At 45.5% G+C, this 16,496-nt stretch carries 12 protein-coding genes; 5 read left to right on the plus strand and 7 right to left on the minus strand.

Going from position 1 to position 16,496, the window contains the following annotated elements; translation table 11 throughout:
- Positions 1 to 200: 200 nt before the first annotated feature.
- Together R3D00_18380 and mazG are read right to left on the minus strand one after the other, a co-directional pair.
- Positions 201 to 998, minus strand: coding sequence for a hypothetical protein (locus R3D00_18380; protein MEZ4775157.1), 798 nt, complete (start codon positions 996 to 998; stop codon positions 201 to 203).
- Between the two features lie 131 nt (positions 999 to 1,129).
- A complete protein-coding gene (gene mazG / locus R3D00_18385) occupies positions 1,130 to 1,900 on the minus strand; it encodes a nucleoside triphosphate pyrophosphohydrolase (protein ID MEZ4775158.1) in 771 nt (256 codons plus the stop codon).
- Positions 1,901 to 2,053: 153 nt separating this feature from the next.
- On the opposite strand from mazG, the gene R3D00_18390 reads away from it, so the two are divergent.
- Entirely contained in the window at positions 2,054 to 2,884 is an 831-nt protein-coding gene (locus R3D00_18390; GenBank protein MEZ4775159.1) for an MbnP family protein, read from the plus strand.
- Between the two features lie 36 nt (positions 2,885 to 2,920).
- Positions 2,921 to 4,873 carry a hypothetical protein gene (locus R3D00_18395; protein MEZ4775160.1) on the plus strand — a complete coding sequence of 651 codons (1,953 nt, stop codon included), beginning with the start codon at positions 2,921 to 2,923 and terminating at the stop codon, positions 4,871 to 4,873.
- Positions 4,874 to 4,878: 5 nt separating this feature from the next.
- On the opposite strand, the gene R3D00_18400 is transcribed toward R3D00_18395, so the two are convergent.
- The gene (locus tag R3D00_18400) at positions 4,879 to 5,742 is read right to left on the minus strand and encodes a J domain-containing protein (protein ID MEZ4775161.1); all 864 of its coding nucleotides are present in this window, start codon (positions 5,740 to 5,742) and stop codon (positions 4,879 to 4,881) included.
- 87 nt (positions 5,743 to 5,829) lie between these two features.
- On the opposite strand from R3D00_18400, the gene R3D00_18405 reads away from it, so the two are divergent.
- Complete coding sequence (locus R3D00_18405) at positions 5,830 to 7,263, plus strand: T9SS type A sorting domain-containing protein (protein MEZ4775162.1); 1,434 nt, start codon at positions 5,830 to 5,832, stop codon at positions 7,261 to 7,263.
- 1,769 nt (positions 7,264 to 9,032) lie between these two features.
- Here the strand turns inward: R3D00_18405 and R3D00_18410 are convergent.
- The 3 genes from R3D00_18410 to R3D00_18420 are packed head-to-tail and all read right to left on the minus strand — an operon-like array spanning position 9,033 to position 14,200.
- Positions 9,033 to 10,934: a PKD domain-containing protein gene (locus tag R3D00_18410; protein ID MEZ4775163.1), complete on the minus strand. Its 1,902-nt coding sequence runs from the start codon at positions 10,932 to 10,934 to the stop codon at positions 9,033 to 9,035.
- 38 nt (positions 10,935 to 10,972) lie between these two features.
- Positions 10,973 to 12,427 carry a vanadium-dependent haloperoxidase gene (locus R3D00_18415; GenBank protein MEZ4775164.1) on the minus strand — a complete coding sequence of 485 codons (1,455 nt, stop codon included), beginning with the start codon at positions 12,425 to 12,427 and terminating at the stop codon, positions 10,973 to 10,975.
- A 36-nt stretch (positions 12,428 to 12,463) separates the two neighbouring features.
- Positions 12,464 to 14,200 carry a DUF5060 domain-containing protein gene (locus tag R3D00_18420; GenBank protein MEZ4775165.1) on the minus strand — a complete coding sequence of 579 codons (1,737 nt, stop codon included), beginning with the start codon at positions 14,198 to 14,200 and terminating at the stop codon, positions 12,464 to 12,466.
- A gap of 218 nt (positions 14,201 to 14,418) precedes the next feature.
- Between R3D00_18420 and rpsP the strand changes: the two genes are divergently transcribed.
- Both rpsP and rimM read left to right on the plus strand, forming a co-directional pair.
- Positions 14,419 to 14,970 carry a 30S ribosomal protein S16 gene (rpsP, locus tag R3D00_18425; GenBank protein MEZ4775166.1) on the plus strand — a complete coding sequence of 184 codons (552 nt, stop codon included), beginning with the start codon at positions 14,419 to 14,421 and terminating at the stop codon, positions 14,968 to 14,970.
- A 66-nt stretch (positions 14,971 to 15,036) separates the two neighbouring features.
- The gene (rimM, locus tag R3D00_18430) at positions 15,037 to 15,588 is read left to right on the plus strand and encodes a ribosome maturation factor RimM (protein MEZ4775167.1); all 552 of its coding nucleotides are present in this window, start codon (positions 15,037 to 15,039) and stop codon (positions 15,586 to 15,588) included.
- Here the strand turns inward: rimM and R3D00_18435 are convergent.
- On the minus strand, positions 15,585 to 16,469 hold the full coding sequence (locus R3D00_18435; protein ID MEZ4775168.1) for a polyphosphate kinase 2 family protein: 885 nt from the start codon (positions 16,467 to 16,469) through the stop codon (positions 15,585 to 15,587). The genes rimM and R3D00_18435 overlap by 4 nt on opposite strands.
- Positions 16,470 to 16,496: the final 27 nt, after the last annotated feature.

Below are 16,496 nucleotides of genomic sequence, written 5' to 3' on the forward strand. Positions count from 1 at the left end.
GAGCCAGAAGGCCACTTCCGTGGGTCTTGCCGGTCGGCAAAAAACCGCATATCTTTTTCCGGCCGGGCCGGGACTCCGGAGGAGTCGAATGTTTGTAGAACAGAAGCCCACTCCCTCTTTTTATTTCCCCTCGTTGCACGCCGAAGCGCGCAGCCCGGTTTCTCCGGATGGAGAAACGTTTTTTTGTGTTTACGCCCGATTCACCTGGTAACGCTCAGTTTTATTCCCTCCCAATCTGCAGCAGGGTAGGTTTCATCAGTTTGGTTATAAGTCTGAATAAAAATCCTTGAGATAAATTCAAGCTCTGAATCTGCTTCCTTAAAGGAAAAAGTAACCGGTGTGGGAATATTTTTGGCAAGTTGAAGGGAGAATTGGTATTGTGTTGATTGATCATAACTGCTTATATTGACCAACTGATAACTTTTCCCCTTTTGATCTACCAACCGGGAGTACTGGGGATAACTTATACCAGCATAAAATTCAATATCTCTCGACGTCCCCAGATTGGTAATCACCATCTCTACTTCCAGCGTATTCCCCTGGAGGGTTGCGCGCTTTATGTCGAACAATAAGTTATAGGACTTAATAGGAGGAATATCCGGGGAAGAAGGCAGGCAATCAAAAGAAAGGCCAGGGGCCATACTCTGTAAATTACTGCGGTTCAATGTCTGGGATATCATCGTATGGATTAGTTTTTGCCGCTCTTCGGTATTGTAAAGTCTGCTGGTAGTCAGGTCGGCTGTGATCTGATCCCAGGCTTTCCGGCCACCATTGCGATCAAATACCCCCATTTGGAAAACCACGCCAAAATTGCCCGCTTTCAGCTTCAGAAAAACAAAGGTGTTGGCCTGTGCGGGAAGTTGTTTGGTTCCGGACTGAATTCCATATTCCAGCCGAAACTTTTCATCAATCGTGGTGCCAAAGTCAATAGCCTGCGTCTGCTCCCCCAGATCAATATATTCTACCCCGGAACATGACTTCAGGTATTCGTATAACATTTTCCCAAACCTAAGGAGGGATCAGGATTTCCTGCGAGGGTATTTGCTATTTTGCCGTAAAGCAGTGGCTTCGAGTGACCTCAGCCACCGGAAAGCCTCAGCCACTGGAGAGCCTCAGCTTCAGCAACCATTCAAGGCTTCTTCGCCTCTTCCCAAAAGACGTCCATCTCCTCCAAACTCATCTCGGGCAGGGTTTTGCCGATTTCACGGGCGCGGCGTTCGATGTGGGTAAACCTGTACTGAAACTTGCGGTTGGTGCGCGCCAGGGCGTCTTCGGCATTTATGCCTGAAAACCGGCAATAATTGACCAGAGCAAATAACAAATCGCCCATTTCGTCTTCCAACGCGTCGGCGGTTTCAGCGGCCTGCATTTCGCCGATTTCTTCCTCCACCTTTGCCCATACCTGCTCCTTATTGTCCCAGTCAAAACCCACCAGCGAGGCTTTCTCCTGCATCCGCTGCGCTTTGATCAGCGAAGGCAAACTTTCAGGCACACCGTCGAGGGCCGAACTTTCCTTTTTCCCTGAGTTCTCCCGCTCTTTGGCTTTGATCTGCTCCCAGTTTTGCCGCACCTGCTCCTCTGTCGCACCCTGCAAGTCACCATACACATGCGGATGGCGGCGAATCAGTTTGTCGATCTGGCCCTGAATCATCTCCCCAAGGGTAAATTTGCCTTTCTCTGCCGCCAGGCTCGAATAAAATAATACGTGCAACATCAGATCCCCCAACTCGGCTTTGATCTCGGCGTAGTCGTCTTTCAGCACGGCATCCGCCAATTCGTAAGTCTCCTCGATCGTCAAATGGCGAAGGCTTTCCTTGGTCTGTTTTCGGTCCCATGGACATTTTTCGCGAAGTTCTTCGACAATTTCGGTCAGGCGCTGGAAGTTTGTAAGATGGTCCATGAAATATAGTTTGGAACAAAATGGTTATGTCTCGGAAATGAGCAAAGCCATCCCCTCGGGAGACGCAGAGACGAAAAGTTTTTTCAAAATTCGCGTCTAAATTAGAAAAACTATTCCATTACCAGTAGCGTTATTTGTGTAATGAAAGAATCTATGAAAAACCTCCGGCCTACCGTTTTGTTAATCTTTATCGCTTCTGTACTGATCGCCTGCCAAAGCTGCAGGGAAGATCCGCCACCAAAACCTGACCCCGGGATCGGGCTTCTCGAACTAAATATCGTGCCTCGGGTTGGCGGACAACTTTTCCAGAAAAATGATGATTACTTCAACGCCGATGGCCGGAAGTTTGAATTTCATACAGCCAAAATTTTTATCTCCGACCTGACACTATACAGGTCCGACGGCTGGGATACAGTCATCCATTCACCGCAGACCAACTTTGAAGTGATGTTGTTCAATTTTGGGGAAGATGAAATACGCAAAACTTCTCACGGAGAAGGGCTTTTTAAATTTTTTACAGTACCTGCAGGCGACTACGACGGCGCAAAAATCAGCTTCGGCGTGCCCCCGCGCTACAACCATACGGATCCCCTCTCCTACCCTTCCAACAATCCGCTGAGTCCCGGCTACAATATGCACGAAAGTACCAGCCTGGGGTACGCTTTTGTTCATCTCGCCGGCAATATTGACAGCAGTCCCAACAAAACGGGTACACTGCTGGACGTTCCGTTTGAGTATTTTATCGGAGGAGATGATTTGTTTAATACACTTACTTATCGGGGGGGAGACTATGCGTTTACAGTTCCCAAAAACGCAGAACTCCAATACACCATCGAAATAGACCTCAACCGTTTGTTTTATACCCAGTCCGACACGGTAGATATGGTACGTGATCATGTGCCAGATCTTTCGTCCAACCCAGCGTTATCAGCAAAGATCATGAATAATTTTATTCAGGGAGCGATTTATAAGCCGCCGTTTTGATGAGAGGATTTTTGCCAGTAAATTTCCCTTGTGAGATTGAGCCGGTTACTACTTCTATGGTTTGCCTGGCAAATTTGTCTGGCATTCACTACTACTGTTTGGTCCCAGGTGGCTCAGGAGAAAAATCCTGGCCTCGAGCTCACTATTGCCCGACAAAATAATTTTACTTACAGCTCTCGCCTTGATCTCCTCCAGCGTTTTGAAAAAGGCAAATACCGGGCAGAATTGTCTGTCTATCATGAAAACCTTCTCAACAGCACCCGCAAGCAAGATCCTTTTGTTCAGCTCTATCTCCGCACCAGCCTCTGGCAATATTACCGAATCCACAAACAGTGGGAACTGACCTCCTGGCTCGAAACCGATCAGTTTTTCAACACCGGCAACCAACGCCTTAGCATTTATGCCGGAGCGACATACACGCCCTTACCAGATGTTTCCATTTCGCCTATTGCAGGCTATAGCTGGGATTACCGGTCCTCGGTACTGGATCAGGGGTTTACGCCGGGATTACTTGTGCGGTCGCGGCATGATTTCGGAGACGGGCTTTCGATGCGCACCGATGTTTTTGCGAGGGTAAAATATATCAATCCCCGCCACCAGCGCAACCTGATTCTTTCGAGCGAATGGGCAAAAACTTTTAGCGAGCAGGCGGGGATTTCTTTCGAACTCGAAGGCGGAAGCAACGAAATGGATAATTACCAGTCCGGCTCAATAGAAAGGATCAAAGCCGATACACTTTCTGCGCGAATAGGGCTGCAATACCAGCTGTTTAAAGGCATGTTTTGGGAGTCGGATAATCAAGTGATCATTACACGGCGGAAATTTGACTACGATTTGTTTACCATCAAAAGTCCCGAATTCAATGACCTGCTTTTCAACCAGATCAACTGGCGCACTCGGCAAAAATTCTCCTATTCCGGGGCAAAAATGGATGGCTATTTTACTTACGAATTTGAATCACTGGGAAGAAGATATGAACTGGAAAATTCGATGGAGCTGCCCGGCATCGAGTTTAACCGGCTCCTGCAACGCGAACAACAAAAAGACTATTTCCGCAATCTCACACGACTGGAAATGCGGGTAAACTACCGATTCAATCCGCGGCAAAAATTTTCCCTCATAGGCACAAATCGGTACCTGCAATACGATACACCCTCGGAAACCAATTACGATGACCACGACGAATTGAACTATGCCCTGAGCGGCGAATGGAATGCCAGTTGGTCCCGCAATTTTTCCACCCGCTACAAACTGATTGGCAACGTGCGGCGATATGCGTTTTTGTTTAAGGAACGCAGTCAGGACAACTATACCCAGCCGTCACTTCGGATGGAATTTGCCTATAAATGGCAGATTTCCCCCAGTTTATCGATTCGTGGAGATCAGTTTATTTATGTAACCTACAATGTGAAAGATTTCGAAGACCGCAATCTCACAGACCGAAGTACACGAAACCTCGAAAGCCGGCTGATCGCCCGATATAGAGCCAATCGAAAACTTACCAGCGAGTTTTCAGCTTACCGTAAAGAAATTCATGTGTCATATCTGAACTGGGAACAATTTACAGAAACCACGCTGGACACGACCACCACCTATATTCTGGAGCAAACCAACCGATATGAATTGAAGTCTCCCTGGGAAAATGCGCGACTGTATTTTGACTTTGGATACAAACATTTCAGTCAGCTCCGGTACCTCAACACCTCAATGACCAGCCTGCAAAATATATTGACCCCCATTAACCTCCACATCCGCAACCATCAGACAGGAATTGTCACAGGTGTCCGCTATCTCCACCGCAAACCGGCTAATGCAGAATTTTCGGTTTGGTGGCAGGTTCAGTATTTGGATTATAAATACAATGAAATCGCAAAACTCATCACCCTTTCGACCAATTATCAGGAGGCAGTATTGCGGAAGGCTATCGTAAATTTCCGGCCTTTTTTCAGGTGTCAGTTGAATATTGTACTGGGGGGAAACCAGAGATAAAGGTTTTACCTTTTTTTCATCCGATCCAGTTGCTCAAACAAATCCCGCTCCTGCGGAGAGAGCGTTTTGGGGATTTTTACATTGACTGTCACATAGAGATTGCCAAATACCTGTGGATTTTCATAATCAGGCATACCCAGATCACGGAGTTTCAACACTTCGCCCTGCTGGGTGCCTTTGGGAACAGACATAAACATCTGCCCTTTCATCGTCTGCACAGGCACTTTTTTACCTAACACGGCTGTATAAAGATCGACATTTACCGATGTGTAGAGATCATTTTCCTTTCTGGTAAACATACTGTGAGGTTTAATGATGACCGTCATATACAAATCGCCGGGGTCTCCCCCTTTTTTAGAAAGTTCGCCCTGCCCCTTGAGCCGCAGCACCTGTTGATCTTTGATACCAGGTTTGATATGAATCCGCAATTTTTTCCCTTCAAAACCCAATACATCCGACATACCGCGATAGGCTTCTTCGAGCGTTATTTTCACATTCGCCTGCTGATCTTTTCCGCGGCGACTATTTCCCCCGCCAAAAATTTCTTCAAAAAACCGCCCGAAACCCATATTCAGATCGGCATCTTCAATATCCGGCATCGGGTTGCGTGCAGAAGGTTTGGGTTGTTGTTTCATCCGCTGAGATTGTTTAAAACGCTCCCCCAGCTGGTCATAGAGAAACCGGTTTTCAGCATTGACGAGCACCTCTTTCGCCTCATTGATCTGTTTAAACATATCCTCCGCAGCAGTATTGCCGGGATTTTTATCCGGATGATATTTGAGTGCCAGTTTTTTGAAAGCTTTTCTGATTTCCTCCTCAGTAGCAGTCTTTCCTATTCCAAGAATCTTGTAGTAATCTTTATACTCCATAGTAGTAACACAACCTTCCCTCCCTGGTGATAAATGTTATTTTTGGGTTGAATATAATTAATCTAACTTTGATTTTCCTTTGAAATTATGACTTACAGACTTTCAGCACTTTTCATTCTGGTTTTTACGCTTTCATCACCCTGCCTGGGACAGCCTTCCACATTCACAAAAATCTTTGGTGACAGCCAGGTTCCAGAACAGGCAACAGCCGTTGTACAGCTTCCATCAGGCTCTATTTTTCTCGCCGGGGCTGCAGGATCTGACTCCATTGGCGGATTTGACATTGTGGTCAGCAAACTTTCACCAGAAGGAAATCTTATCTGGCAAAAATCGTATGGCACCCCAGAGCCAGATTACGCCAATGGACTTTTGCTGTATGACGAGGATCATCTCGTTATCACGGGAAGCCGTACAGAAACAAGTGCAGGCGCCTTCCGGAAAGTCGCCTTTCTGATGGCTATAGACACTACAGGAAAGGAGATATGGGTACACGATTATCCGGATAGTACCGGCAATACGTACTTCAAAACGGTAGAAAAAGCATCCGATGGCGGCCTGATTGCCTGTGGTTTTATTTCAGGAGCCAACAACATAAGCAATGATTCCTACATCCTGAAAACCGATGCGACCGGCCATCCACAATGGGTAGGAGAATACCAGGATTCCCTTGGAGATGTAGCACATGCAGCCCGAAACCTTCCAGATGGAGGGTATGTAGTGGCAGGAGACCAGGAGCAGCCCTCGGGAAAATACAATATGTACATCACCAGGCTCGATTCGCTCGGGAAACGCGTCTGGAAAAAAACGATAGCCAACGGCAACAACGGAGGTGCTCAGAATGTCATAGTGACCGCTAGTGGGAATTATCTGATTACCGGAGAATCCACCCCGGATACTACAATACTTTATTTTGATATTTACCTTGTGATGGTTGATCCGTCGGGGCAAGTCTTATGGGATTCCTATATTGGTGACCCATTTGCTGAGGCAGGATTTAAGATATTTGAATCAGAGAGCCAAACATTTACGGTATGCGGTTATGGTTACAATTTTGCCAACCTGTCCACAGATATGATTGTGGTGCGAACAGACAGTATGGGAAAAGAAACTGACAGAAGTTATTACGGAACTGCGAGCATTGATCAGGGATTTGATATAGTCCCATCCACATTTGGCGGATTTTTAGCTGCGGGGTTCTCATCAGCAGGCGGCGATGATCAGTATATGCTTGTTTATGATCAGTTTCCGCCCGTAAACACCAACGGTTTGAACGAGGAATATTTTCATCAATTACAGATTTTTCCCAATCCGGCGGTGCGGGGAGGGTATATATATATTGAGTCAGATTTTCCGATCGACGGACTGACGATAACCGATGTGCAGGGAAGAGCCGTTTGGACTAAAGAATTTGAGGGAATTGAGCAGCAGATCGAAGTTCCCGAATATATTTCCCCAGGAGTTTACCTTATCCGTGCGACGATACAGAATAGCATTCATTTTGGGAAATTATGGATAAGATAAGGAGAAACCAGTCCTTAAAGGACTTTGCGATTGAAAACCGTTGGAATTCGTTGAAAACCGTTGGAATCAGATGGAAACCGTTGGAAATCCGATTCGAACCATTAAAATCGGATAACCCAATCATAATTAATTGATATACAGGTACTTAAAAAAGCACCCCGTAAAAAATCCGGTGAAAACCGTTTCGATCAGTTACAAACCGTTGCAAACCGTTACAAACCGTTACAAACCGTTTAAATCGGATAACACAATCTTAATCGATTGATATACAAACACTTACAAAACCACCTCGCCAAAAAACCGTTGCAAACCGTTGGAATCCGTTGCAAACCGTTTAAATCGGATAACTCAACCCTAATCAATTGATATACAAATACTTACAAAATCACCCCAACCCAAAACCGTTTGAAACCGTTAAAATCCGTTACAAACCGTTTAAATCGGATAACACAACCTTAATTAATTGATATACAGAAACTTACAAAACCACCCCGTAAAAAATCCGTTGGAAACCGTTACAAACCGTTTAAATCGGACAATCCAATCATAATCAATTGATGCACAAATACTTACAAAAGCACCCCAACCAAAAACCGTTTGAAACCGTTGGAATCCGTTGCAAACCGTTTAAATCGGATAACCCAAACCTAATCAATTGATACAGAAATACTTACCCTGCCAAAAACCGTTTCAAACCGTTGAAAACCGTTACCAACCGTTTAAATCGGATAACACAACCTTAATTAATTGATATACAGAAACTTACAAAACTACCCCGTAAAAAATCCGTTGGAATCCGTTACAAACCGTTGGAATCAGATGGAAACCGATTCAAACCGTTTCCAACCGTTTAAATCGGATAATACAAACCTAATCAATTGATATACAAACACTTACAAAAGTACCCCAACCAAAAACCGTTTGAAACCGTTGTAAACCGTTACAAACCGTTTAAATCGGATAACACAAGCCTAATCAATTGATATACAGAAACTTAAAAAAGCAGCCCACCCAATAACCGTTTCAAACCGTTGGAATCCGATTCAAACCGTTTAAATCGGATAATACAACCTTAATTAATTGATATACAAACACTTACAAAACCACCCCGTAAAAAATCCGTTGAAAACCATTGGAATCCGATTCAAACCGTTTAAATCAGATAACACAAACCTAATCAATTGATATACAAATACTTACAAAAACATCCCAACCAAAAACCGTTTGAAACCGTTGAAATCCGTTGCAAACCGTTTAAATCGGACAACCCGATCATAATCAACTGATATACAGATACTTAAAAAAGCAGCCCCCCAAAAAAACCGATTCAAACCGTTACAAACCGTTACAAACCGTTTAAATCGGATAACACAACCTTAATTAATTGATATACAGAAACTTACAAAACTACCCCGTAAAAAATCCGTTGAAAACCGTTTCGGTCAGTTATAAACCGTTTAAAACCGTTTAAAACCGTTGCAAACCGTTAGCAACCGTTGAAATCGGATAACCTAACCCTAATCAATTGATATACAAATACTTATAAAAGTACCCCACCCAAAAACCGTTGCAAACCGTTGGAATCCGTTGCAAACCGTTACAAACCGTTTAAATCGGACAACCCAAACCTAATCAATTGATAAAGAAATACTTACCCCGCTAAAAATCCGTTTGAAAACCGTTTCGGGCACATGGAAACCACTCCTAAAATAACCCTGCAATTGCAAACCGGTCTTTAATTATTTTAAATCATTGGCCATTTCCAACACCTAACGCTTTATCACCCGAAAAAATCCGGAATCTCCCTTAGAAAGCACCTGAAGCAGATACAGTCCTTCGGGAAAGCGTGAAATTGATACTTCCGTTTTCCGGGTCGAGGTTTTCCCCTGTGCGACCATATGTCCCTCTGCATCATACAACAACCACACAAACGCAGAACGGTTTGGCACATCCTGCGTCCGCTCTATCGTGATAAAGTCTCTCGCTGGGTTGGGAAATACTTTGAACGTGCGGGTAATCAGATGCTCGGCTTCAATGCCTGTCCCGGTCGGATTGACAGTCACCTTCACGGTATCTGTAGATGTGCCACAATTGTTCTGCACTGAAATTACATATTCTGTTGACACAGTAGGGGTTGCGACAGGATTGGCACAAAGCAGACAACTGAGCGTGAGGTCAAAGTTCCAGGCATAGATAGCATTATTATTACCGCCACTGGCAACCAGTTGTACGCTTTGTCCCAGATTGATACTCGTATCATTACCTGCAAAAGCCACTGGAACCATATTCACGGTAACCGCGCGCGAAAGTGTGTCAGACAACCCCGAACCACTGGCAATCAACGTTACAGTGTACGTCCCTGTTGTCTGCCAGGCATGGGTTGGCTCTTCCAACACAGAGGTTGTCCCATCGCCAAAGTTCCACAAATACTGATCAGCATTGACAGAAAAATTGGAGAAGGTAACCGAGTCCCCCTCACAGGTGGTAATAGAAGAAGGGAAAAAATTCGCAGCAATCTGCGCCGTATCAATCACAATTACCGGTATCTCAATCGTATCGCAACGAAGCGGATCACACACCGAGTTACAGGCGATAAGTTGAACAGGATACACCCCCGCCCCAATAAAATTATGCGAAGGGTTCGGGGAAATAGCAGTTCCGCCATCGCCAAAATCCCAGGAAAACTGGTCGGCATTCTGGCTCAGGTTCGTAAAATTTACGGTAGCCTGCCCTGACGAGGGATCAGCAATCACGGGAATGGGCGTCGCCAGAAAAAATGCCACAGGATCATAACATCTGACCGAATCAAGAAAACGAACATTGGTAATCACCTCCACCCCTGCTGCCAACAATCCCGTCGCCCGCAATACCGGGTAACCGGTTCCCGGATCCAGCCAGGAGTACACAACCTCTGTAGTAATGTTTCCCGGCAGAGTATTTCCCTGAGTTGAAATGGAGTCATTATGATAAATGACGGTGCGTATTTTCAGGGTAGAAGTAAAAGTGTCGTAAGGGGTAATCAAACTGCCCCAGCCTTCCACCGTATTGATTCTTTTCTGCGAACTGGAATAGACAAAATCGACGCCAAAGGGGTTAAGATCCAGAGAAAACGCACTTGCAGAACTATCAACATCCTGATAATTAATTGGGAAACGGAATATCGTGTCGGGAATCGTATAATCCAATGGGAAAGGCAACGAAAGTCCGCCTGAGCCAACGCTGATACCGAGCAAAGTCTCCTGAAGGTAATTATTGCTGTTATTATAATGAGTAACGATATTTGACACCCCCACCGGCAAGAGATTCAGAAGGCCGGGATTGCTGTCATCGGTTTCCCTTACCGCAAGATTGGTAATATTATTCCATTTGGGCGAACAGGTAAATATCCCGCCGGTAGTTACAATACAATTGGCAATCCACGCGGTCCGATACCCGGCATTGTCAGGATCTATAAAACCAACCACATCCTGCCCTGTCCCCACAAGCGAACTGTAATCCCAGGATACGCCGGCACCTGCCTGAGCAAAATCCAGTCCGGTGAGATTTAACTGTGTGGCACTCATCACAAAAGAGTCGCCTACAGCCGCATAATCAGACATCTGAAATACGGGTTGCGCAAAAGAAGATACGATTGTCAGCGCAAATCCCCACAAAACGAAAATTCTTTTCATAAGCTAGTTTCTGGTCAGTGTGTAAATAACGGAATTTTCTACTGACCGGTATGTTTTTTGAATTTTTCATAGACAACTGCCGCAACTCCCCTCCCCAATTCCAGTCCGGCCACATTATCTGCCTGGATATGATACCCCCCCAAAACCCGGGACATACCAGCCATATTTGCGGTTTCAGTAAACGTTGGGAAATGAATGGTAACAGAATCTGCTATATGTTCAGGTTCGGTCAATGCTCCTGGAGCCAGCCGTACAGAGTCGCCAAATATATCGCTACCGGTAAACATCCGCAAAGCTTCACTGCAAGCGCCGCTGACACAGCTGTGCCCGGAAACATAGCTGGGAAACGGTGGACATAGAAATGTTTCAGGGGAATAGGGCCTCCACTGATTGCCTGGCATTTCAGTCATTCCGGTCTCTGGTCCTCCCCACGCTTTGATCACCTGAGTCTGGTAATAATTATGAACCAATGCATAAGGCCGGGCAAAGTCATAATACATTTTGGAATCCCATGCAGCAATAAATGCATCCATGGCAGTTGCTGCTACAAGAAAATACATTTGCACATCCTGATCCAGATTGTGATGATCGCGGACCGAAACTTTTTGGGCAAAAATCAGCCAGTGCCCCGCCTGCTGTACAGATTTGGGTCCGTCACGCATAAACTCTACCAAGGCTTTTTGCTCATTGGTGAGGTTGGCCTGAAGGTCAATGACTTCTTTCACCTCAGCAGCCAACTGAGCTGACCCTACCATCGGTGGGGGGCCTGGACGTAGTTGAGCGCCGGTTTCCAATGCAATGGGTTTTACTTTGTCCCAGTGGGGGGTAAGACAACCGGGGGCATATTGGCCACCTTTTCCGTCAGAAAAGTACTTGGGCTGCCAGCGATTGATATCTTTAAGATTATCAGCGTCATTCACCGGACTATATCCCGTATAATCAGAGTAGGCAGTGCCATCAGAACCACTATGATCGCCATATTGGTTGGAACCATCATTTTTGCGGGCTTCAATCACTGCTTTGGCGGCCAGATTCCCGATGCCAGCGGGGGTTGAAGGATCCATAGAATCGTCATCCGGATCCAGCCCCATCTCCACCATCGTTTCTCTGAAATACGTAGAGTCGGCCCAATAGTATTCGAGCATCGTGCGGTAGGCAGCATAGCTTATGGCAATTTCCTTGTTTGAAAGGGTTCGCTCCGACTCCGGACGACGGTCAACACCGGTAAGATACATAGGGGTAGCCTTTTCATCATACATTGACCATGCGTCAAAAACCGATGTCCATATCAAACCCAGAATACGAGAAGTGACGGTAGGACGCGGTTTAAACCGATCTGTATCTCTCGCTGTAGCTTCCAGAGAGACTTTCCCCCATGTGTAAGCGCGATTTCCTTCCCATGCCTGACCGGCATTTTTATTTTGATCGGCAGTTGTACTGCAACCACCGGCCAATAAAATCATAATCGTAAGTAGTGGTAAGATTCTATTCATGTCAAAAAATTAATTCTAGAGTTTGAGCAGCGATAATTACTGCTTTTTTAGCAAAAATGCGATATCCTGACCGATATAATTGGCGTGAGACCCTGTAATCGTCGGCTGTGGAATAGAAAAACGTAAGGTTCCCCCCGAAGCAACAACTACTTCTGATTCTTCCAGAAACCTTCCACGCCAGGTGTGAAACAGCCGCAGGTGATAAGTCCCATCTGCCACACCTCTTAACACAACATTATCTCCTGCTACATCGGTTTCCGGATTGACAATCCATCCGTAAATCATTTCTTTGCTTTTCATCGCAAAACCGTCGCCACTACAGGCCACAGAATCAACCGGAGACAAATCTGTAAGCCGGGAGAATGGCACAGCATCGGTAAACTGCCGGATACTCCACAGTCTGCTGGTCGCGATATTGTCGTTGAGCAATCCGGAATACGCCCACCAGAAAGGCATCATCGCCGTTCCGGTTGCCATACTCACCCAGATTGCATTGTGATACTGCGCAAGATAACCGGGGGTGCGAGGTTCATAAAAAGTATGATCCCAGCCGGTTTCCCCAATAATCGCAGGTCTTCCGTACCCATGCCACAGCTTCCGCACCTCCTGTGCATAATTGCCATAACTGTTTTTGAGCGGATGTATATCACCTGTGTTATATTTCCCATCCTGAATTATGGCAAATCCCTGTGCTTCATAAATTTCACGTGCAGCGAGATCAAAGGTCTGATATCCTTCGTGCCAAAACTCTTTGATACCGCCGCTACGGGTACCGGTAGTCAGATGTTGCCAGGGATCATTTCCTTTGAAGTAATCATGCACATTTTTTGCCCATTGGGCTGCGCCTAAAGTATCTCCGGTAACCCAGCCATCTGTTCCATTTACCTCATCTACAATAAACCAGATACCCAATGCGCGGCTGTATCCCCATCGGGCAATCATATAGCGGTACAACTTTTCCTGATAATACCAGGCCAGTTTGCTATGAAAAAAATCACGGGCATCCGTAATCGTCTGATAAGGATTAGAATTCCAACGGATGTTGCCTCCCCCCCATACAGTTTCAGATAAATAAGAATGAAACCAGACATTCATACTCAAAACCATATCTCTTTCCTCACACATTTCCAGCACCTGGTCCAGTCGCCCTGCAATATTCTGGTCATAACGCCCGAGCCCGGAGGCATAGGTCTCCAGCGGGGTAATAAATGAGCTGATAAAATTTACGCCTTGCCGCTGAAGACGGTCGAGGTCTTCAGGATTGATCCGGCCTGAGTTATAACCCGAATAACTGTCGTTGTACCACATACCCACCCCGTAGAATGGCGTTTTGTCATTATATTCCAGATATCGTTGATTGGCAGCAACCTGGATCGGGCCATGATGCGAAGATTTCATAGCGACAAATGACAGTGAATCCTTGTCTGTCAGGCCATTGCGGTCCCTGATATGAACAACATATCGCCAAAGCCCGGTTTCGTCGGGAGAAAAGCGAAGCATCCACAGCGACCGCCAGTCCGAATAGTTGTAAAATCCGGGGATTTTCCATGACTTTCCCGAGGGGGAGACAAATGTAGCAGACAAATCAATTTCATCGGGATCAAAAGGATTGACAAAATCGGCTTTTATGTCCATACGGACTTCAAATTTTTCATACAGGCCGACAGTGTCTGAATTGGCGCGGAAGAATAATATTTCCGGAGCAGCAGTAGCAGTATGGAAAATACAACACCAGCCTATCACCGAAAAAAGCAGAAGCGGGGCAAACTTCATAGGAAAAATCTTAGCGGTTATATCTAGTTAGTATAGCAATTTCAACCTACAACTTAAGGAATTGAATTTTCTATCGCAACCCGCTGTATCCCGAGTCCTGAAGATATCCTGAAGATATCCTGAAGATATGTTTCAGCAAAAACACAAAACCTTTTGCAAATTCAATCAATTCGTCTAAATTTGCGGCTCGATTTGTACAACTAAAGATTTGTGGTTATATGCCAGTAAAATTAAGATTAAAACGTCAGGGACGACGCAAACTTCCCCACTACGCAATCGTAGCAGCAGATTCACGCGCTGCAAGAGATGGCCGTTTCATTGAAAAAATCGGTTTCTACGATTCAGTATCCCAGCCCGCTAAAATTTATGTTGACCACGAAAAAGCCCTTAAATGGCTTCAAAATGGTGCACAACCTACCAACACGGTAGGCGACATTCTTCGCCATGCAGGGGTAACTGTAAAATTTGCCTTGATCAGACAAGGGAAATCCGAAGAGGAAGCTGCCCGCATTTTTGCCCGCTGGTGGGAACAGAAAAAAGCCAAGAAGAAAAAGAAAATGGTTTCCGTGGACATCGGTGGCAATCCACTCGAAGACGTTCCGGTAACTGAAAAACCCAAACCTGTGGTTGTAGCTGCTCCCGTCGAAGAGGAAGTAGTAGTAGCAGAAGAAGTTGTTGAGGCCGTAGAAGAAGTTGCTGCTGTCGTGGAAGAAGCGGCAGAAGAAGTTGCTGCTGAAGAAGCGCCTGCTGCGGAAGAAGGAAAAGAATAAGTTTACTTTTCAACATACTATGTGCCATCTTTGGATATCTGAAGATGGCACTATTTTTTTGTAAACATGAAAAAGGAAGACTGTATTGAAATTGGCTATATCTCCAAAGCGCACGGCCTCAAAGGTGAAGTTACCGCTGTTCTGGATGTTTATGATGTCGCCGACTATCAAAAAGTACGCACACTTTACCTGGCCCGAAAAACTGCGCCACTTCAGGCCTTTTCCGTACGCAAACTTACGGTTACCGGGAAAAAAGCAGTGATCCTGAATCTGGAAGGCATTACGACACGCGAACAGGCCGAAAACCTGACCGGAACCACGCTGTTTTACCCTGCCGAAAATCTTCCGGCTCTTCCCGATGGGAATTTTTATTTTTTCGAAGTGATCGGATTTGCAGTAGAAGACCAGCGACATGGCCCGCTGGGAATTGTCAAAGACTTTGCAGATGGACCTGCACAAAATCTAATGATTATTGACTATCAGGGATTTGAAGTACTGGTTCCGATAACCGACGAATTTGTCCACCAGGCAGACAAGGAAAAGAAAATCATCTATACCTCATTGCCTGAAGGACTACTCGAATTATATACAGGACAGGATACGGAAGACGAGGATTAATCCTTCTCCAGCATCTCTCTGAACCTGGCAAACTCTGACTTTCTCGTCTCGTCAACTTCCGGGTAACGCATATCCAGTTGGTTCATATGGTCGAGAATAACCTGAGAGACAATCAGCCGCATATTGTTTTTATCATCGGCAGGTATGACGTACCAGGGTGCTTCGGGTGATGCCGTAGCATTAATGCAGGCATCGTAGGCTTTCATGTATTCGTCCCAATAGCCACGCTCTTTTACATCGGCTTCCGCAAACTTCCAGTTTTTGGAAGGTTCATCAAGGCGGCTGAGAAACCGTTTACGCTGCTCATCTTTGGATATATTCAGGAAAAATTTAACGACACGGGTCCCGTTGCGAAAGGCAAATTTTTCCAGATTCCGGATATCTTCATAGCGCTGTGTCCATACCTTTTCAGGATCAATGACCAGCTCTTTCGGCAAACGCTGATATTTGGTCAGAATCTCCGGATGCACTTTTACCACCAGCACTTCTTCATAGTAAGACCGGTTGAAAATACCAATTTTGCCCCTTTGCGGAAAAGCAATAGTAGTTCTCCACAAAAAGTCGTGGTCCAGCTCCTGTTCAGATGGTTTTTTAAATGAATGAATCGTCACCCCATGTGGATTCACCCCAGACATCACATTTTGAATGGTTCCGTCTTTTCCCGCTGCATCCATGGCCTGAAAAATCAACAGCAGGGAGTACCTGTCATGTGCATACATCATGGTCTGCAAATCGTTGATCTCCTCCTGAAATTCCTGCATCAACGCTTTGTAATGGCTTTTATCTTTATAAAAATCTTCAACCTGTGTCGGCGATTTCCGAATGTCAAATTTGCGGTCTCCGATATACTCAAACGGGCGGATGTCAATTTTTACATGCATATTTATGATTTGTAAAAGGTGATTTAG

The organism is Bacteroidia bacterium, assembly GCA_041391665.1.
Classification (GTDB): Bacteria; Bacteroidota; Bacteroidia; order J057; family J057; genus JAGQVA01.